This window comes from Solibacillus sp. GQ1 (genome assembly GCF_059758555.1).
The window spans coordinates 49703-67582 of the sequence record NZ_JCAXEX010000001.1 but is presented as its reverse complement, the minus strand read 5'-3'; the positions used below and the strand labels follow the sequence as shown (position 1 = coordinate 67582).

Here is a 17880-nt window from a genome sequence, read left to right as displayed (position 1 = left end):
TCCCCGTTTTTTATTTCATTCCACACTATAGTTGAAGCTGTGGATAAATTTCATTCACATTTTCACGTAACTTTGCCTTTAAGAATTTCCCGACAGATGTTTTCGGAATTTCCTTTAAGAAAACGATATCGTCCGGCAGCCACCACTTCGCAAATTGTCCTTCCAAAAATGCCGTCAGCTCTTCTTTAGTTGCATTTGCTCCCTCTTTCAGAACAACACATGCCAGCGGACGCTCTTGCCATTTCGCGTGGGGAATGGCAATGACTGCCGCTTCAAATACCGCTTCATGCGACATAAGTGCATTCTCCAAATCAACGGACGAGATCCACTCACCACCGGATTTGATCAGGTCCTTTGTTCGGTCTGTTATTTTAATGAATCCCTCTTTTGAACGAACCGCGATATCTCCTGTATATAGCCACCCATCAGAAAATGCTTCCGCTGTACGCTCATCCTCATAATATTCTGCCGCAATCCATGGACCACGCAGACGCAGCTCGCCCATTGTTTCACCATCCCAAGGTACTTCACCATTTTCATTGACGATGCTTGATTCAATCCCCGGAACCGTTAAACCTTGCATCGCGCGTGTTTCAATTTTTTCATCCAATGACCAGTCATCCATATGTGACATATCACGTGACATCGAAACAATCGGTGAAGTTTCCGTCATGCCGTATACCACAATATAGTTGATGCCCATTTCTTCGTACTTTTTAATAAGGCCTTTTGGTGAAGCCGATCCTCCACAGAAAATCTCCTGTAATGTCGATAAATTACGTGCTCTTTTTTCTTGCTCCTGCAATGCACCGAGCCAGATTGTCGGGACGCCTGCCGTTTTCGTTACATTGTATTGCTCAATGAAATCCAATATTAATGCCGGTGTAAACTGAGGACCGATCAATACTTGCGTAGCCCCTACATTCACTGCTGCAAACGGCATCCCCCAAGCGTTAACATGGAACATCGGAACAATCGGTAAAATTGTGTCACGTTCCGAGATTGCCATCGTATCCACCATTGAAATTGACATGGAGTGCAGCACAAGCGAACGATGTGTATACACGACCCCTTTTGGATTTCCCGTTGTTGCGCTTGTATAGCACATGCTTGCCGGCGCATTTTCATCCAAATCTTCCGGGAACTCAAAGTTTTCATCTGCTCCTTCCAGCAATGCCTCGTATGACAGTACGTTCGGTAATGTTGTTTCCGGCAGTTCCCCATCCGCCATAATAATATAATGTTCAATTGTTTTCAGTTCCGACTGCACTTCTTCAATGAGCGGTACTAAATCTTCATCTATTAAAATTATTTTATCTTCTGCATGATTAATAATGTACGCAATATGTTCCGGTGACAGGCGGATATTGACCATATGCAAAATTGCGCCTGTACATGGAACCGCAAAATAGGCTTCTAAATGGCGGTGCTGATTCCAGGCAAATGACGCAATTTTGTCACCGCGCTCCATGCCCAGCTTTGTTAATGCGTGCGCTAACTTTCTTGTGCGCTTTACCCATTGCCCGTATGTAAGGCGATGAACCTTCTTTTCACTTGTACGTGAAATAATTTCTTTGTGTGCATAATACGTCTCTGCACGCTTGACCATATCTGTTAAAACGAGTGGTGTTTGCATCATCATTATATATTTCCCCCTTTTATGAGGCATTATCTTTACCGGCAATCCCCATTACCAATAAAACACCTCCTAATTTCTCCCACAATACCATTCTAATATAATATACTGAAAAATGAAAATATTTTGTCAATAATGCAGCGATTTCATTTTACTAGAGAAACGAATATTACAAAATTTTGCTTTTAGGGTCTCCCACCTCGAGGCTTTCCACAGGCACCTATATAAAAAAGCGAGTGAACTGCTTTTCAACAGTTTCACTCGCTTCTATAAGTTAAATCGCGTTTTGTGCTAATCGTACTTTTAGTTTTTCCAGCATATCGACCGTCATTTTTTCCAGATCGTAGTTAGCTTTGAAGCCCCATTCTTCAATCGCTGCCGATGAGTTGATTGCATTTGGCCAGCTGTCGGCAATTGCCTGACGGATCGGGTCCACATCATAATCCATTGTGAAGCTTGGAATATGCTTTTTAATTTCGGCTGCGATTTGTGACGGCTCAAAGCTCATCGCCGAAATATTAAATGCATTGCGGTGCACAAGCTTTGCCGGATCTGCTTCCATTAAATCAACAATGGCCTGCAGTGCATCCGGCATATACATCATATCCATATACGTACCTTCTGCAATATACGATGTGTAGCGTCCTTCCGCAATAGCTTTATAATAAATATCTACGGCATAGTCCGTCGTTCCTCCACCAGGTGGCGTTACATAAGAAATCAGCCCCGGGAAACGGACACCGCGTGTATCCAGTCCAAAGCGTGTGTAGTAGTAGTCGCATAATAATTCGCCAGCTACTTTATTGACACCGTACATCGTTGTTGGACGCTGTAATGTATCTTGTGGTGTATTGTCCTTTGGCGTAGAAGGACCGAATGCGCCGATTGAACTTGGCGTGAAAAACTGCATATCTAGTTCACGTGCCACTTCAAGTGCATTCATTAAACCGCCCATATTTAAATTCCAGGCGAATACCGGATTTTTTTCTGCTGTTGCCGAGAGTAATGCAGCCATGTGTATCATCGTGTCTGCACCAAAATCATGGGCAAGTGTGTGCATGCGTTTCCCATCTGTTACATCCAATACTTCAAATGGACCTTCATGCTGATCAATTTTTCGAATATCTGTTGCCAATACATTATCTGTGCCATACGTATGGCGTAATTTCTCTACTAATTCCGAACCAATTTGACCTAAAGCACCGGTCACCATAATTTTCTTCAATCTGAAGCCTCCCTATCCTTTAAAAGACATGTTTTCAGCCTGTTACCGCTGAATATACCGTCTATTATTTCTCATCTATTAAAACAAATGTCCTTGTGGAAAATACATATAACCATCCAAAAATATTGATGTTCAAACATTTTCATGAAATTTATTATATGGTGTTCTTTTCTAAAAAACAATATGTTAAAAATATTCTTTTTCAGCAATACATTTGTACGTGTGAAATATTCGAATAGAAAGATTACTTTTATACGAGTGGCTCTGGTTGTAAAATCAAGTGAAATTTAATTTCTCTTTCTAACATTGGGTCAATTTCCATTCCGGGTCGGACGCTTTCCGCTGGAGTTGCCTCCCCCATTTCAATATTTTTATTGGACAACTGGAAAGTCTACTCATCCAAGAGTGCTTCATAAATATGGTGGAACTGAATTCTTTCGCTGTTTGCCAGTTTGACATATTGTTCGTGGATATTGATTTTTTGGATTGCCCCGGAAACTGTATAGAGGCCAGTTTGCTCCCATACTTTTAGTTGGATCGGGCAATGCTCTGTGTAGGCTCGCTGCAGATTGATGTTAATTTGTTCTAACTGGGCTTCGTCAAGTTGGGGTTGGGTAACAATTGCGTCCTCTTCCTGCCATTCACGCAATAGTTGGACATGCTCCGGCAACATCATTGCGCTCCATTTAATTGTTCCTCTATCTCTGTTCATCGCCTTCACTCCCTATTGTTTATGCCCGCCTACTAATTCAGCCCGTGTCAGTGCAGTACCTGCTTCCGTATAGGAAACCGCACGCAATATCGCTGTTGTACCGTATTTTGTACGTAAACGGTCCATCGTTTCTCCGAGCTTGCGGTTACGCCAACGCATCTCATCGAACAGGCTGAGCTGCATCGAATATTCACTTTCAATATTGCTTAATGTAATCGTAATTTTGCGTGCCGGCCGTTCGGCATAAAATTCATCGAGCAGCTGCTTACACACTTCGAAAATTTTCAGTGTATCGTTTGTCGGCTCATCGATTGTACGTGAACGATGAAATCCGCCCCCGAAGGCATCTTTACTGTAGCTAAGCCCTAATGAAATCGTCCGACCGATTTTCTTCGCTTCCCGCGCCCGCCTTGCCACGTCTTCACACATTTCCAGCAATACGACTAAAATTTCCTTTCTACTGCGATAATCGCGCATCAGCATCTGCCCTTTACCGAAGCTGATTTGCCCTTGCATAATCGGCGCACCGACTGTCGAATGATCGATTCCCCATGCATGGTAATACAGCTGATTGCCGAGAATTCCGAAGCGCTTTTCAAGTAACGCTAAATCGGCATGCGCCAAATCGTAGACAGAATAAATGCCCATATGATTCAGCGTTCTTTCCGTACGGCTGCCGATTCCCCACATCGTGGACAGCGGCATGATCGGCCACAGTTTTTCCGGTACATCATTATATGTCCATTTCGCAAATCCCGTCTTTTTTGCTTCGATGTCGAGCGCCAGTTTTGCCATCAGCATATTTGGGCCAAAACCGACTGCACATGGAATTTCAAATTGGTTGTAAACGAGCTGCTGAATGTATTTTGCCGTTTCTTCAGGCGGCCCCCATAATTTTTCGGTTCCGGTTAAATCGATAAAACTTTCGTCGACGCTATATACATGAATGGCCTCTTTTGGAACGAACTCGTTGAACAGACGTGTAATTTCCATTGATATGCGTATAAATAATGACATCCGCGGCTCAAAAAGACGAATATCCGGATGTGGCGGGATTTCGTATAATCGTGAACCTGTGCGAATATTAAAGCGCTTTTTCATCGGAGGGGACGCTGCAAGTACAACACTTCCCTTTTGCTGAAAATTTCCGACAATCGCAATCGGTACTTCCATTACATTTAAATTTTCAACCGATGCAATACAGCTTGCATAAAAACTGCGCATATCAATACAAATAATCGAACGTTCCGGCACATTTTCATACATAAAGCTCATCTCCTTATATCGAACATTTGTTCTTATATTAAAATGAGACGTGTGAGATGGCAAGTGGAAAGTAGTGGCTGTTTTGGTTGAGAGGGATTTTTTTATTGTATCAGTGAGTTAATTTGCTGCTTAATGCAAAAAAAGCGCACCGACATTCATCCGGTACGCTTTTAAAATTTATTCTTTTATTACTTTTTCATAAAGACCCGGACGGCGATCTTCGTATACAGGAATGCGGCCGCGCACTTCATCGACTGTTGAAAAATCAACGTCAATAATCGCCAGTTCCTCATCCTCTGCACCTGTCCAAAGCACTTCACCCCATGGCCCGATAATCATTGACTGACCATTGAAATTTTCCACTTTACGGGCAATACGATTTACCGCAACGACGAAGCACTGGTTTTCAATCGCTCGCGCCTGCAGTAATATTTTCCAGTGATCGATACGTGGTGTCGGCCATTGTGCTGGTACAAACAGCACCTTAGCACCATCCAACGCATGGGAACGCAGCCATTCAGGGAAGCGAATATCATAGCAAATTGCTCCGCCCGCTTCGAGCTCACCTAATGCGAAACGGTTCATATCACTGCCGGATTCCAAATACAAATGCTCATCCATTAAGCGGAATAAATGCACTTTACTGTACTCGCCGACTAATTCACCATCGCGATTGAATGTGTACATCGTATTGAAAAACTTATCATCACGTTTCACCGATACCGATCCACCTACAATATGTACCGCCAATTCTTTTGAAAGACTGCTTAAAAATGATTTCGTACGTTCTCCATTTTCGTCCGCCAGCTCTTCCAGTTTTTCGAGCGCATAGCCTGTATTCCACATTTCCGGTAATACAACGATTTCAGCACCGCCTGCTACCGCTTCGCGAATAAATTTCTCCGCGCGTTCATAGTTTTCATCTACCTTGCCAAAACCAACATTTAATTGAATACAACCGATTTTCATAACTGCCACCGCCTTAAAAATTCCGTGCGAATCTATTTTCGCATATTCGTACTTCATTGTAACATCTCACTTCAAGTTGTCAAAATCTTCACTTTACTTAAGTGAAGTTTTAGACTAACATTAACCTTACTATTTTTCAGAGGTGATAAAGAATGATTGAATTCTCGAAAAAGCTTCAGCAATTACCACAACAGTTTTTCGCAGCACTTGTAAACAAAGTAAATGAAGCGCTTGCTGAGGGGCGCGATGTGATTAATTTAGGTCAGGGAAACCCGGACCAGCCAACACCGGCACATATTGTGGAAGCACTGCAAAATGCGGCAAATGATCCACAAACACATAAATATTCTCCGTTCCGTGGTATTGCAGAGCTCAAGCAAGCAGCTGCGGACTTCTATAAACGTGAATATAATGTCGACATTGATCCCGCTACAGAAGTGGCCGTCTTAGGCGGAACAAAAATCGGTTTAGTCGAACTTCCGCTTGGACTCTTGAATCCTGGCGATTATATGCTCCTCCCAGATCCGGGTTATCCGGATTACTTATCCGGTGTCACACTTGCAGATGTAAAGTTTGATACGATGCCGCTTCAAGAGGAAAATCACTTTTTGCCAGACTACGAAGCATTGTCCACAGACATTAAAAACCGGGCCAAATTGATGTATTTAAATTATCCGAACAACCCGACTGGCGGTGTCGCAACGCATGATTTTTTTGAACAGACCGTACAGTTCGCTAGAGAAAATAACATTGCAGTTGCCCATGACTTCGCTTACGGGGCACTAGGCTTTGATGGTGAACGCCCGCCAAGCTTCCTTCAGGCACCCGGTGCAAAAGAAGTCGGCATTGAGCTTTATACATTGTCCAAATCGTACAATATGGCAGGCTGGCGTATCGGCTTTGCTGTCGGTAATGCAAAAATGATTGAAGCGATCAATATTATTCAGGACCATCTGTTTTGCAGCCAGTTCCCTGCGATCCAGCATGCAGCCGCAGTTGCACTGAATGAAGAGCAATCTTGTGTAGAAGAATTGCGTGCATTATATGAGCGCCGCCGCAATGTACTCGTTGAAGAAGCCCATAAAATCGGCTGGGAAATCACAGCACCAAAAGGCTCGTTCTTTGCATGGCTCCATGTACCTGCACCATATACGAGTGAACTGTTTGCTGACTTTTTACTGGAAAGAGCGGATATTGCCGTTGCAGCCGGTAATGGTTTTGGTGAATACGGCGAAGGCTATATTCGTGTCGGGCTGCTCGTCGATGAAGAACGTTTGCGCGAAGCCATACAGCGTGTCGCGAAGCTTGGTCTGTTTGCGCAGACGGTTTTGAAATGACTTTTGAATGCTCTGCTATCGAAAATGCGGTGTTTTATTCGCCGCATTTTTATTTAATCCTCAATTTCAGTTAAATAATCCTCAAACTCATCTCAATAATCCTCACTTACCCTTACTTAATCCTCAGTTTACTATTTATAATACTCAACATAACAAAACTCAGCACCATCAAAATCAGTGCTGAGCTTAACGTCGCTTATTTAATTACTTCTAACTCGCGGCCTACTTTTTCGTAAATCGCTAATGCTTCATCGAGCATTTCTTTCGTATGTGCCGCTGTTGGCATATTGCGCACGCGACCTGTTCCTTTTGGTACTGTCGGGAACACGATTGCTTTTGCGTACACACCTTCTTCAAGTAAACGTTTCGAGAATTGTTGTGTCAGCTTTTCTTCGCCGATAATACATGGTGTAATCGGTGTTTCCGATTCCCCGATATTAAAGCCAAGTTTTGCTAGGCCATCTTTTAAATACTGACCGTTTTCCCAAAGCTTGTCATGCAGCTCTGTTGATTCCATAATCATCTCTACCGCACGTGTAATCGCCGCAACATCCCCTGGTGGTAATGCTGTTGAGAATAAAAACGGACGAGAGCGAACTTTTAGCCAGTCGATCAGATTTTTCTTCCCTGCTACATAGCCGCCGACAACACCGATTGCTTTTGACAATGTACCGATTTGGAAGTCGATGTCGTGTTGCAGACCGAAATGCTTCACTGTTCCGGCACCTTTACCTGTAACGCCTGAACCGTGTGCATCGTCTACATACGTAATTAAATCAAATTCTTTTGCGATTTCCACGATTTCAGGAAGCTTGGCAATATCGCCATCCATCGAGAAAACACCGTCTGTAATAACCATTACTTTATTGTAAAGGCCTGATTCTTTTGCGTCTTTTGCTTTTGCACGTAAATCATCCATATCCGCATGCGCAAATGGAATAATTTTAGCTTTAGATAAACGGCAGCCGTCGATAATTGAAGCATGGTTTAATGCATCCGATAAAATCGCATCATTTTTGTCCATAACAGCAGAAATTGCCGCCATATTACAATTGAAGCCTGATTGATAGCTGATTGCTGCTTCTGTACCTTTAAATTTCGCTAATGTTTCTTCCAGTTTTACGTGTAGATCGAGCGTACCGTTAATTGTACGAACAGCACCTGCACCAACACCATATGAGGCGATTGTGTCCTGAGCAATCTTTTTCAGCTCATCGTTCGTCGCCAAACCTAAGTAGTTGTTTGATGACAGGTTTACAAGCTGTTTGCCCCCAACTTTAATGATCGGGCCGTTTGCTCCTTCTACCGGATCGATTTCGTTGTATAAACCTTGTGCTTGTAGTGCCAGTAAGTTTTCATCTAAAAAGGTGTTTAATACGTTTGACATGCGCGTTCATCCTTTCGATATCTATTTCCACTATATTTTAGCACAGAGAATGAAAATTTTATGTAAGCGGCTCTCCGATTATTTCCTCAAGCTTTCTTTTAAAGAAAAACAAGGAAGGCTGAATAACATAACCTGTGCCGAGCGCTAAAATAACCGTCCCGAAACCAACAGGACCACCAAGCAGCCATCCGGCACCTGTCGCAAATACCTCCATTACGAGCCGCCCTGTTTTCACAGAATAGCCTTTACTCGCAATAATCATCATAATCGTATCACGCGGCCCTTCTCCAAGACTTGCCGCAATATAAAGTGCACAGCCAATGCTCATTACAAAAAATCCTGCTGTAAAATACGCAAGTTCCAGTACAAAAATACTCGTCTCTGGCAAGAGCCAGTTGAACAAATCAATAAATGAACCGATGAACAGCATATTTAAAAACGTGGCAAGCTTCGGAATGCGTTTCAAATAAATCGATGTCCCGATAATAATCGTCAGACCCGTTAAAATGGACCAAGAACCGATCGTCAATCCAATTTGCTTGTAAAGACCAATATGGAAAACATCCCATGGAGCTGTACCCACAACATTCCCTTTAATCGTCATTGTAATACCAAGCGCCATGATCATCATTCCTACAAAAAAACTTCCCCATTGCCATTTAAATTTCTTCGACACAACAATCCTTCTTTCTATGATGAGACAATCGATGCAAATTGCCCGTTCGTTGCCTTTTGTAAATCTTCCGGTGCAAGCTTGATCTGCATCCCGATTTTGCCTGCACTGACAATCACATAATCTAGTGCAGTCGCCGCTTCCTCAATAATAGTCGGAAACAGCTTTTTCATCCCGATCGGCGAACAGCCTCCGCGAATATAACCGGTTAAGCCAAGCAGCTCCTTAACAGGGAGCATTTCGATTTTCTTTTGCCTTACCACTTTTGCTGCAGCCTTTAAATTTAATTCCGCATCAACCGGAATGACGAAAACAAAATAATTGCCCTTTCCTGCAGTCGCGACCAATGTTTTATAGACGTGTTCGACAGGCTGGCCTATTTTGCCGGCAACGGTCAATCCATCGACCGATTCCCCGTCGTTAATCGTATACTCAAAAATTTCATGTGCGATTTTTTTCTGCTCTATTAAACGAACTGCATTTGTTTTTGCTTGCTTCTTCGCCAAAAAGACCACTCCATATTCTCAACTTTGGAAATATTATACCACTGAATGATTTGCTAAGTGCTGCTTCAAAGCAATTTTATAATTTACTTAAATGTAAAAAACCCACTCCATATGAGCGGGCTTAGTGTCATGCAATTTGGGAGAAAACCGATTCCTCTGTCAAACGGTAACCGTTATTCACCATTGCAATATGTGAGTTATACTTTTCTGCAACTATATTGAATGAACGCTGAAATAACTGCTTTTCCAACCCTCGACCAAATACTGTTTGCTCGTCTGGATTACGTGCAAAATCTTGTTGGAACTTTTCCGGTATTGTAAAGGAAAGATTTTCGTTAGCCAACGAGATTGCTTCCTCTGATTGTACTTGCTCTGAATGTTGGTTTTGAGTGTTTGCCGGCATTTGCGGAATGGAAGTTGATACATTTGCTGCTGTAAGTAAATCTTGAGATGAAGGGACAGCTGATGCTGGACGCACATTATCCAATGTTGGTGTTTGTTTATACGTGAAGTCATTTACCACTGCAAGATTTTCGGCCAGATTGGCATTATCCTGTGTTAGCAAATCTTTTTCTGTTTTACCGGAAAGGAGGTTTTCCAGCACTTTTAGCAGTGGATTTTTACTTGGATCCGTATACTGTGCATGCTTTTTATATGCTTCGCCCGCCTCTTTGCGGAGCTGGGAGCGTTTTCTATCATCTAACTCTGGACTAAATCTTCGTGCCAAGCTACTAATCTTCATCTTCTTCACCCCTTTTGTAAAAGTTGCATTAATTTTTTATTAATATACCAACATATACCACTTTTATATAGAAGATATTCACCGATTGTTCATATTCAGAACTTTCTTACCAACCTTCTCTGCTCTCTCAATCTACAAAATGGACTATCTGTTAGTTTTAATTCAAGTACCCATTACCTATAATAAAAAAACCAATCTTTACACTGCCTTTATAGTATGGAAACAATCTCCGTTTAAAATTAAGAATCATTACTACAGGTAGGAGCATTCCATGAAAACATCCGTAAATTCAAAGCCGAACAATTCAATTGATTTCAAGGAAGTGATGCAGCGGTTTCTGTTAAAGAGTAAAACAATCCGTCATCTATCCCGGTCATTAGCATTGAAAAATATTATTGCACAGGAGGCAATGAGTACATATTTTCAGCCTATTTATGATGTAAGATACAACACGACATTTGGTTTTGAAGCATTGAACCGCCCTATTGCGCTAAAGCTTTTTCAAACGGCCGATATTTTCTATGAATTTGTTGGACAAACGGATAAAGTATTTTTGTTTGAATGCTTTTGCCGGAATCTTTCGCTCGTGCGCTATCACAAAAAATTGCTCAATTACAATACGACGAAAGATTTCACTTTGTTTATCAATATCCATCCAAATGTTTTGCTCGATAAAAAATATCATAGCGGCGAAACAAGGGCTTTACTGGAAAAATTGAATATTTCCCCTGAGCAAGTTGTATTTGAGCTGACGGAACGCAGTGCTGTCGGAGATTTCGAGGAATTTGCACGGGTCCTTTCCCACTACCGGTCACAAGGCTATCGTATTGCGGTTGATGATGTCGGTTCAGGCTACAATAGTTTAAAAACATTAATTTATCTAAAGCCGGAATTCATTAAGCTGGATCGCTCACTTATTCAAAATATCGATCAGCATAAAGCACAGCAGCAGCTTTTAACAGTTATTTTAAATTATGCAATCGAATCGGGGACAAGAGTAATTGCTGAAGGCATTGAAACAAAGGCGGAATATGAATTCATCCAATCAGTTGGCGTTCATTATGCGCAAGGCTACGCAATCGGGCGCCCTCACTCGGATTTAATAGAAGGAATAAATCCGAGTTCTGAATGAAATCCGGACAATATAAAAGGCGCCTGAATATCCCTTATCGGATGTTCAGTCGCCTAATTTTTATTAACTAATACCCATTGAAATTCACAAATTCTCCAACCGGTTTACGGTAACCTCGTGCGCGTACTTTATCAACGCTTTTTCCAATCGTAATCATCATAACCGGCTCTAAATGATCTGGAATATTGAACTCTTTTCTTAATTCATCAACATTATGGACATGCATTGGACATGTATCAAATCCGTAATGCTTGGCACTCATCATAAAAAGCATGGCGTGAATCCCTGCATTTCGCATCAATTCTAAATTTAATTCATGCGGGTTGTCTTTTAACCCGTCACTATATCCTTTAATCAATTCCATCGTCATATCATATTCCACTTCATCCATCATTTTCAGCATTTTTAATGGACTGTAGATTTTTTCGACTTCCGGCATTTCAATGCTGTTTTTATTCCCCATAACAATAACAACACCGCTTGATGTATGGATTTTATATTGGTTGTAGCTTAATTCTTTTACTCTTTCTTTCTTCTCTTGATCTGTAATAACCAAGTAATTCGTAAACTGAAGGTTGTATGCGCTTGGAGCCAGCTTTGTCAGCTCAAATATATTTTTAAAATCCTCTTCTGTCATTTGTTCATTTTCAATAAAGTTCATTGCGGAATGGCGAGATTTTACTAATTCTTCAAAGTTCATATTGTGCTACCTCTTCCTTGTAATTTATTTCAAATTAAAGTATCTTTATTTCGAGATAAATTTACCATATTATAAATTTAGTTGTCAATAATTTCATTTCTTTTAGTCGATTGAGAAGTAGTAGAAAGTCCATACTTTCTATAGGAATTCAATTATTTTTATTTATAAAAAATATTTGAAAGAAAAAGGAGACGAAGAAAGTGAAATTCGAAAACAAAATCATCATTGTCACTGGCGCAGCAGGAGGTATTGGTAAAGAGGTTGTAAGAAAACTGGTTAATGAAAAAGCAAAAGTTGTATTGGTCGATCTAAACGAAGACGCGATTAAATCCGTTCAAACAGAACTCTCACTTACAGATGAAAACAGCTTAATCGTAAAAGCAGATGTGTCAAAAGAAGACAATGTAAAAAACTATGTGGATCAAACGATTTCGAAATTCGGCCGGATCGACGGCTTTGTGAATAACGCTGGTGTTGAAGGCCCAGCAAAACCTCTTGAAGAAATTACAGAAAAAGAATTCGACTTTGTATATGGCATTAATGTAAAAGGTGTTCTGTTCGGTTTGAAATATGTATTGCCGGTAATGAAAGAGCAAAAATCCGGTTCTATAGTCAATACTTCATCTGTAGCCGGTTTAATCGGTTCTCCAAGTATGGCACTATATAATTCCTCTAAACATGCTGTAATGGGTCTTAATAAGGTAGCCGCTTTAGAAGCAGCAACGTATAATGTTCGCGTAAATACGGTAAATCCAGGTGTGATCAATACACAAATGATGCGTAAAATTGAATCAAATGTTGCGCCGGGCGCTGCTGAGGCAGCTCAAGCAGCCTACAATGATGCTGTACCGATGAAACGCTATGGTGAACCGGAAGAAGTAGCAAATGTTATTGCTTTCTTACTTTCAGATGAAGCCTCTTATGTAAGCTCTTCTTCGTTCACAATTGACGGCGCTTTATACAATGTTTAAATGTAAAGAAAAGGAAAACCAAAAGAGCCCATTCTTTTGGTTTTTTCCCAGTTTTTTATTCCCTACAAAACCCGTTAACTCTGCCACCGTAAGTTATATATGTTAATATAAAATCGTTATTCTCAAGCACTATCGGAGGTTTATAGAAATGAAGATAAATAAAGGCGTATTCTTTGTACTGCTAGGTGCAGGATGCTTTGGTTTTACACCTGTGTTCGCTAAGTTAGGGTTTGGGCACGGTTACTCACTTGGACAAATCAATCTTGTCCAAATGATCATCTCCTTTTTGCTTTTGTGGTCAATCACTTTCTTAAAAGGCGACGGAATTAAAGGACTGACTAAAAAGAATATCATTCCAATTATGATTACCGGATGTTTTATCGGTTTAACAAGTATTTTTTATTATGGTGCGATGCAGTATTTACCTGCTTCACTGGCCATCATTTTAATGTTCCAGTTCGTTTGGATCGGCATTCTGTTCGAATGGGTTTTCAATAAAATTAAACCCGCGCCGATTACTCTATTGGCCATTGTTCTTATTTTAATCGGTGTATTTTTCGCATCGAATATTTTAACTGGCGATATGCAAGGCCTTCCGATTAAAGGATTTGTTATGGGGATATTATCTGCCTTTACATATGCTGCCTTTATCTTTTTCAGCGGGAAAGTTGCTGTTGAAGTTCATCCATTAACCCGTACATCTTTAATGGTGACAGGTTCCACGATTTTAGTATTTCTTATCTTTATGAAGGACATTCCTGCTGTATTTCCTCTTGAAGGAAACTTGTTGACGAGTGCAGCCGGGGTTTCATTGTTTGGAGCGGTATTGCCTCCACTGTTTTATGCAGTCGGTGCACCACTCATTTCAGGAGGTCTGGCGAATATATTAACTTCTGTTGAACTGCCTGTCGCGATTTTATCGGCTAGCATTATTTTGGCTGAAACGGTCACAGCTTTGCAATGGATCGGAATTGTGCTGATCCTCATAGCGATTGTATTAAATGAAATCGGCCCGAACATCATTCGGATGAGAAAACGATCAAAAAGAACAATTCTTCATCAGCATAATAAAAATTAATTAGGATGCTAATCAACTGTGCAAACAGCCGTTGGTTAGCGTCTTTTTATTTACAGAAACAAAAAAGCTTATCAATAATTTTCTATTGATAGGCTAAGTTGTTATTTCGAGTTTTATATTTAATTATCTAAAGAGATTCAGCATTGCGCCTACTTGTCTCATCGTATTAATTCCATTAGTTAATGTCCCTACATGGCCCATCATTGTATTTAAATTATCAGATAGACCGCTAAAGCGAGACCCCTGCTGTTGTTGCTGTTGGGGAAAAGGGTTGAACTGCTGTTGCTGCTGTTGGGGATAAGGATTGAACTGCTGTTGCCCCTGCCGCCCCTGTCTAGGATTCACTGGATATGGCGGATAAAAGGCTTCCCTCGGTCTTGCAAATTCATTGGATCGAGGCATTCCCATCTGCTGTCTGCCCATTTGCGGTGGAGGACCAAATTGTTGTCCATTTGGCGGAAACATCCCCGCTCTAGAATTTTGCCCAAAAAATGGCATATGATTCACCTCCCTACTAAGTTTGAACTCTAACCTAGTATATGTTCATGATTTTTCGCAATATAGACATTTGAAATACTTGGATGAAACGTTAATTACTCATAGTCACGCCCCCTTCACCCCCAATAAAAAGAATGCATATGAATAAAGAAAAAGATTGGAGCAATGACATGAACAAATTTAATCCCGAAAGGCTGTCCGTTGAATACAGGGATGGTATTACCGCAACAGAACCTGTTATTTCAAGACATCATACACTCACCCATTCTGATAACACCGGAGAATTATTTTTAACAATCGGAACACAGTTTGCGTGGGACAAAGTGAATAATGATATGAGAGATGAAGTAATTGGCGAATGGAAAACGAATGGGTACTATATTTATTACAACGCCTATGTAATGGTTAACAAAGAAGGACAGGATTTTAATACAGCAATGCGGCGTTATGAAGTATTCAGGCGTGAATTGCCGCTTGCATTGACGGCGATCCGGTATGGTGACCGCTTTATATTCGATGTCTATCCAGCTCTGGACAATGGATTAATCATCGTAAACTTTATATCCACATACCCTCAGTTATATAAACAAGAGATTGTTGGGATTTTCAGCAGTTATTCCACTTCCTTTTAATATAATGAAATGCGGTAAAATGTAATATTTAACTCCACTCCCTTTTATGGTATTAATTGTTAGTGTATAACGCACAATACTTCACTTTAAATGAGAGAGGGAAAAAAATGCTGCATTTAAAAACGATTACAAAAGACAATTGGATAAAAGCGATCTCGCTAAAAGTACGGGAGGATCAAGTGAAGTTTGTAGCCTCGAATGCGGTATCACTGGCACAGCTGAACTTTCTGCAAAACTTCCATGCGAAAGGAATTTACTATGGGGAGGAAATGGTCGGGTTCACGCTTTATGGTCTGGATGAAGAAGACCATGAGCACTGGATTTACCGTATGATGATTGACCAAAAACATCAGGGGAAAGGTTATGGCAAAGAGGCGGTTCAGCTCGTTATAGAGGATATTCAGAAAATGAAAGAACCTCACCATCAAACGATTACCCTTTCCTATGAACCTGACAATGAGCATGCAAAGCGCATCTATAAAAAAATGGGCTTCCAGGAAATAGACGGCCTTGTTATTGATGGTGAGCAAGTAGCACGCTATACGTTTTAGGAGAAACAGCGATGCAAATAATAAAGATAGCGTTACTGGCGTTACTGGCGATTCCAGCGTTCTTTATTTTAATACTCACGATTGCTTCATTTGATTATTTTTACTACCCGATTATCGGCTTCAAAGCAGAAAATGCCGCCGAAGCTTCTCTTGAAGAAAAATATAACGAAGACTTTGTGATTGATGAATCTACCTACTCCAAACCATTGGGCAATGATTTCGGGGATTACCATATTATCGCTCATCCAAAAAAGAATCCTGATTTGGAAGTTACGGTTTCGGTAAATGAGGATATGGAGCCGTTTTATGATACGTATTTGCAAATCCATTGGCGTGATGAACTGAATACGCGATTCGGGTTGCTGTATGAAGAGCTTTATGGAACGGTTGAAAAATACTCCTATATGGTAAATGTGTCATTTTCGGATGAAATCGAAGCACGATATGACCATAACGACACGTACGAAGAGATTTTGCAAAAAGAAGCTAACGGTATCGGAAATATTGTCTTTGCAAATGTTATTCTGGAATCCTCCAACAATATAAACGACCAGCTGGAGAAAGCCTATAAGATGATTCAGCATTTTAAAAATCAGAATTTAAATTACTTCAACATTGAAATTGTGTTCTTTAATGAAGATGTGCAAAAACAGCTGACGAAAAGGGACCGCAAACTACCCTATAATGAGTTTAACTTCAAACATTTGGATGATAGAACTGCCCGATTTTATTTTTCGTATGAATCAGAGGATGCGGAGTCTGTAAAAGAACTGAATGAGCTAAAATCTCCCGCTGATCTGGAGCAATATGTTAAAGATATAAATTGAAATTTGTCTTCAATGATAAAACCCACTTATACAGTTTAAGTGGGTTTTTCAACGGCAATATACGGACACGCTCTCTTGTATCCCTTTTAACACTTCTTCCGGCAATTTTCTAATTGTTATATCCGCTCCCAGAAACAGCAGCCAATTCGTTATTTCTACTATGTCTTCCTCGTTTTCAGTATTGATGAAAGCCTCTAGAATGGCTGTCGTTTGGTAAGGATTTGTATAGGAAATAGAAAGCTTTAAAGGATGATATTTTTTAAACTGCGCAATCGCTTTTGGACCAAGCTCAAGTACAAGGTTATTCTCTTTACTCCGCTCACTAAGCTTTTTTAAAATCTCCTTCTTACTGATTCTATTTTTCCCCTCGTCCGATTTTATATCGATAAGATGCGAGACAGGAAAAATCCGATTCTTTTCCTCACCTGCATCAAAGCCTTCTATCAGCCAGTTCCCCTTTTTATGATGAAGATACAAGAGATAAATTGTATATGTTTTTATTAACTTCCCTTCTTTCACTGAAATAATTAAATAGCGGTCAATCAGAAGTGTTTGTATAAGCTTTTCTATCACAGGATCAGGTAAATCGGATAAATCCAGCAAATCCGGATTGTGAGGGTTCGTACCTTCGAAAAGCAAGATTCGGTTTAACAGCACAAGGTCGTCTTGCTGGTTTTCTGAAATTAAACCGAGTAGTTTCTCAGCTAACGACTGGCGACTTTTTAAATATGGAAGCTGTTGATTTCTTGTCGCCATAAAGGCAATAAAAAGAGCTTTAATCTCATTATCTGTAAAGCGAACAGCTGGAAGCACAGAATTATGCAGAACACTATAACCCCCTTCTCTTCCAACTTCAGCGACAAGGGGCATCCCGATAGTTTCAATTTCTCTAATATCTCGTATAGCCGTTGAACGCGAGATATTAAACTCTTGCATAATTTCAGAAATGGTAAAGTGAGCACGGTTGTTGATATACCGCATAATTGTATTAATCCGTTCAACTTTTTTCATTGGCACCTCCGAAACAGTATCATATTT

General features: G+C 40.6%; 19 protein-coding genes. 7 read left to right on the top strand and 12 right to left on the bottom strand.

The window, feature by feature from the left end; translation table 11 throughout:
* Positions 1-25 precede the first annotated feature (25 nt).
* The 5 genes from AC6CH1_RS00315 to AC6CH1_RS00295 form a co-directional block, all read right to left on the bottom strand.
* Positions 26-1639, bottom strand: a complete 1614-nt coding sequence (locus AC6CH1_RS00315) for a long-chain fatty acid--CoA ligase (RefSeq protein WP_498317724.1) — start codon at positions 1637-1639, stop codon at positions 26-28.
* 271 nt (positions 1640-1910) lie between these two features.
* A complete protein-coding gene (locus tag AC6CH1_RS00310) occupies positions 1911-2861 on the bottom strand; it encodes an L-threonine 3-dehydrogenase (protein WP_251689928.1) in 951 nt (316 codons plus the stop codon).
* Between the two features lie 391 nt (positions 2862-3252).
* Positions 3253-3573 carry a YolD-like family protein gene (locus AC6CH1_RS00305; protein WP_251689929.1) on the bottom strand — a complete coding sequence of 107 codons (321 nt, stop codon included), beginning with the start codon at positions 3571-3573 and terminating at the stop codon, positions 3253-3255.
* A 12-nt stretch (positions 3574-3585) separates the two neighbouring features.
* Positions 3586-4839, bottom strand: coding sequence for a Y-family DNA polymerase (locus AC6CH1_RS00300; RefSeq protein WP_251689930.1), 1254 nt, complete (start codon positions 4837-4839; stop codon positions 3586-3588).
* Between the two features lie 177 nt (positions 4840-5016).
* Positions 5017-5808, bottom strand: a complete 792-nt coding sequence (locus tag AC6CH1_RS00295; RefSeq protein WP_251690053.1) for a carbon-nitrogen family hydrolase — start codon at positions 5806-5808, stop codon at positions 5017-5019.
* Between the two features lie 152 nt (positions 5809-5960).
* Here AC6CH1_RS00295 and AC6CH1_RS00290 point away from each other — a divergent pair, with 152 nt between their 5' ends.
* Positions 5961-7145 (top strand): pyridoxal phosphate-dependent aminotransferase, encoded by a 1185-nt coding sequence (locus tag AC6CH1_RS00290; RefSeq protein WP_498315924.1) that lies wholly within the window; start codon positions 5961-5963, stop codon positions 7143-7145.
* A 196-nt stretch (positions 7146-7341) separates the two neighbouring features.
* On the opposite strand, the gene AC6CH1_RS00285 is transcribed toward AC6CH1_RS00290, so the two are convergent.
* The 4 genes from AC6CH1_RS00285 to AC6CH1_RS00270 form a co-directional block, all read right to left on the bottom strand.
* Positions 7342-8532, bottom strand: a complete 1191-nt coding sequence (locus tag AC6CH1_RS00285; RefSeq protein WP_251689932.1) for a glycine C-acetyltransferase — start codon at positions 8530-8532, stop codon at positions 7342-7344.
* A gap of 58 nt (positions 8533-8590) precedes the next feature.
* The gene (locus AC6CH1_RS00280) at positions 8591-9208 is read right to left on the bottom strand and encodes a YczE/YyaS/YitT family protein (protein WP_340799992.1); all 618 of its coding nucleotides are present in this window, start codon (positions 9206-9208) and stop codon (positions 8591-8593) included.
* A 14-nt stretch (positions 9209-9222) separates the two neighbouring features.
* Positions 9223-9711, bottom strand: coding sequence for a Cys-tRNA(Pro) deacylase (gene ybaK, locus AC6CH1_RS00275; RefSeq protein WP_251689934.1), 489 nt, complete (start codon positions 9709-9711; stop codon positions 9223-9225).
* Between the two features lie 127 nt (positions 9712-9838).
* Complete coding sequence (locus tag AC6CH1_RS00270; protein WP_498315922.1) at positions 9839-10453, bottom strand: hypothetical protein; 615 nt, start codon at positions 10451-10453, stop codon at positions 9839-9841.
* 271 nt (positions 10454-10724) lie between these two features.
* Between AC6CH1_RS00270 and AC6CH1_RS00265 the strand changes: the two genes are divergently transcribed.
* Positions 10725-11585, top strand: coding sequence for an EAL domain-containing protein (locus AC6CH1_RS00265; protein ID WP_498315920.1), 861 nt, complete (start codon positions 10725-10727; stop codon positions 11583-11585).
* A gap of 67 nt (positions 11586-11652) precedes the next feature.
* On the opposite strand, the gene AC6CH1_RS00260 is transcribed toward AC6CH1_RS00265, so the two are convergent.
* Positions 11653-12285, bottom strand: a complete 633-nt coding sequence (locus AC6CH1_RS00260; protein WP_251689937.1) for a nitroreductase family protein — start codon at positions 12283-12285, stop codon at positions 11653-11655.
* Between the two features lie 200 nt (positions 12286-12485).
* Between AC6CH1_RS00260 and AC6CH1_RS00255 the strand changes: the two genes are divergently transcribed.
* Together AC6CH1_RS00255 and AC6CH1_RS00250 are read left to right on the top strand one after the other, a co-directional pair.
* Positions 12486-13256, top strand: a complete 771-nt coding sequence (locus AC6CH1_RS00255; RefSeq protein ID WP_350478564.1) for an SDR family NAD(P)-dependent oxidoreductase — start codon at positions 12486-12488, stop codon at positions 13254-13256.
* A gap of 148 nt (positions 13257-13404) precedes the next feature.
* Positions 13405-14334: an EamA family transporter gene (locus tag AC6CH1_RS00250; RefSeq protein ID WP_498315918.1), complete on the top strand. Its 930-nt coding sequence runs from the start codon at positions 13405-13407 to the stop codon at positions 14332-14334.
* 123 nt (positions 14335-14457) lie between these two features.
* On the opposite strand, the gene AC6CH1_RS00245 is transcribed toward AC6CH1_RS00250, so the two are convergent.
* On the bottom strand, positions 14458-14832 hold the full coding sequence (locus AC6CH1_RS00245) for a hypothetical protein (RefSeq protein WP_427711489.1): 375 nt from the start codon (positions 14830-14832) through the stop codon (positions 14458-14460).
* Between the two features lie 170 nt (positions 14833-15002).
* On the opposite strand from AC6CH1_RS00245, the gene AC6CH1_RS00240 reads away from it, so the two are divergent.
* From AC6CH1_RS00240 to AC6CH1_RS00230, 3 genes are all read left to right on the top strand, one after another.
* The gene (locus AC6CH1_RS00240; RefSeq protein ID WP_498315916.1) at positions 15003-15464 is read left to right on the top strand and encodes a staygreen family protein; all 462 of its coding nucleotides are present in this window, start codon (positions 15003-15005) and stop codon (positions 15462-15464) included.
* A gap of 107 nt (positions 15465-15571) precedes the next feature.
* Entirely contained in the window at positions 15572-16015 is a 444-nt protein-coding gene (locus AC6CH1_RS00235; RefSeq protein WP_498315914.1) for a GNAT family N-acetyltransferase, read from the top strand.
* Positions 16016-16026: 11 nt separating this feature from the next.
* Complete coding sequence (locus AC6CH1_RS00230; RefSeq protein WP_498315912.1) at positions 16027-16842, top strand: murein transglycosylase; 816 nt, start codon at positions 16027-16029, stop codon at positions 16840-16842.
* A 48-nt stretch (positions 16843-16890) separates the two neighbouring features.
* On the opposite strand, the gene AC6CH1_RS00225 is transcribed toward AC6CH1_RS00230, so the two are convergent.
* The gene (locus AC6CH1_RS00225; RefSeq protein WP_498315910.1) at positions 16891-17853 is read right to left on the bottom strand and encodes a helix-turn-helix transcriptional regulator; all 963 of its coding nucleotides are present in this window, start codon (positions 17851-17853) and stop codon (positions 16891-16893) included.
* Positions 17854-17880: the final 27 nt, after the last annotated feature.

What these genes read in the sequence shown, in the direction of transcription:
- AC6CH1_RS00315 (WP_498317724.1), bottom strand. Translation starts at nt 1,639, where the DNA reads ATGATGCAAACACCACTCGTTTTAACAGATATGGTCAAGCGTGCAGAG.
- AC6CH1_RS00305 (WP_251689929.1), bottom strand. Translation starts at nt 3,573, where the DNA reads ATGAACAGAGATAGAGGAACAATTAAATGGAGCGCAATGATGTTGCCG.
- AC6CH1_RS00300 (WP_251689930.1), bottom strand. Translation starts at nt 4,839, where the DNA reads ATGTATGAAAATGTGCCGGAACGTTCGATTATTTGTATTGATATGCGC.
- AC6CH1_RS00295 (WP_251690053.1), bottom strand. Translation starts at nt 5,808, where the DNA reads ATGAAAATCGGTTGTATTCAATTAAATGTTGGTTTTGGCAAGGTAGAT.
- AC6CH1_RS00290 (WP_498315924.1), top strand. Translation starts at nt 5,961, where the DNA reads ATGATTGAATTCTCGAAAAAGCTTCAGCAATTACCACAACAGTTTTTC.
- AC6CH1_RS00285 (WP_251689932.1), bottom strand. Translation starts at nt 8,532, where the DNA reads ATGTCAAACGTATTAAACACCTTTTTAGATGAAAACTTACTGGCACTA.
- AC6CH1_RS00270 (WP_498315922.1), bottom strand. Translation starts at nt 10,453, where the DNA reads ATGAAGATTAGTAGCTTGGCACGAAGATTTAGTCCAGAGTTAGATGAT.
- AC6CH1_RS00265 (WP_498315920.1), top strand. Translation starts at nt 10,725, where the DNA reads ATGAAAACATCCGTAAATTCAAAGCCGAACAATTCAATTGATTTCAAG.
- AC6CH1_RS00260 (WP_251689937.1), bottom strand. Translation starts at nt 12,285, where the DNA reads ATGAACTTTGAAGAATTAGTAAAATCTCGCCATTCCGCAATGAACTTT.
- AC6CH1_RS00250 (WP_498315918.1), top strand. Translation starts at nt 13,405, where the DNA reads ATGAAGATAAATAAAGGCGTATTCTTTGTACTGCTAGGTGCAGGATGC.
- AC6CH1_RS00245 (WP_427711489.1), bottom strand. Translation starts at nt 14,832, where the DNA reads ATGCCATTTTTTGGGCAAAATTCTAGAGCGGGGATGTTTCCGCCAAAT.
- AC6CH1_RS00240 (WP_498315916.1), top strand. Translation starts at nt 15,003, where the DNA reads ATGAACAAATTTAATCCCGAAAGGCTGTCCGTTGAATACAGGGATGGT.
- AC6CH1_RS00235 (WP_498315914.1), top strand. Translation starts at nt 15,572, where the DNA reads ATGCTGCATTTAAAAACGATTACAAAAGACAATTGGATAAAAGCGATC.
- AC6CH1_RS00230 (WP_498315912.1), top strand. Translation starts at nt 16,027, where the DNA reads ATGCAAATAATAAAGATAGCGTTACTGGCGTTACTGGCGATTCCAGCG.
- AC6CH1_RS00225 (WP_498315910.1), bottom strand. Translation starts at nt 17,853, where the DNA reads ATGAAAAAAGTTGAACGGATTAATACAATTATGCGGTATATCAACAAC.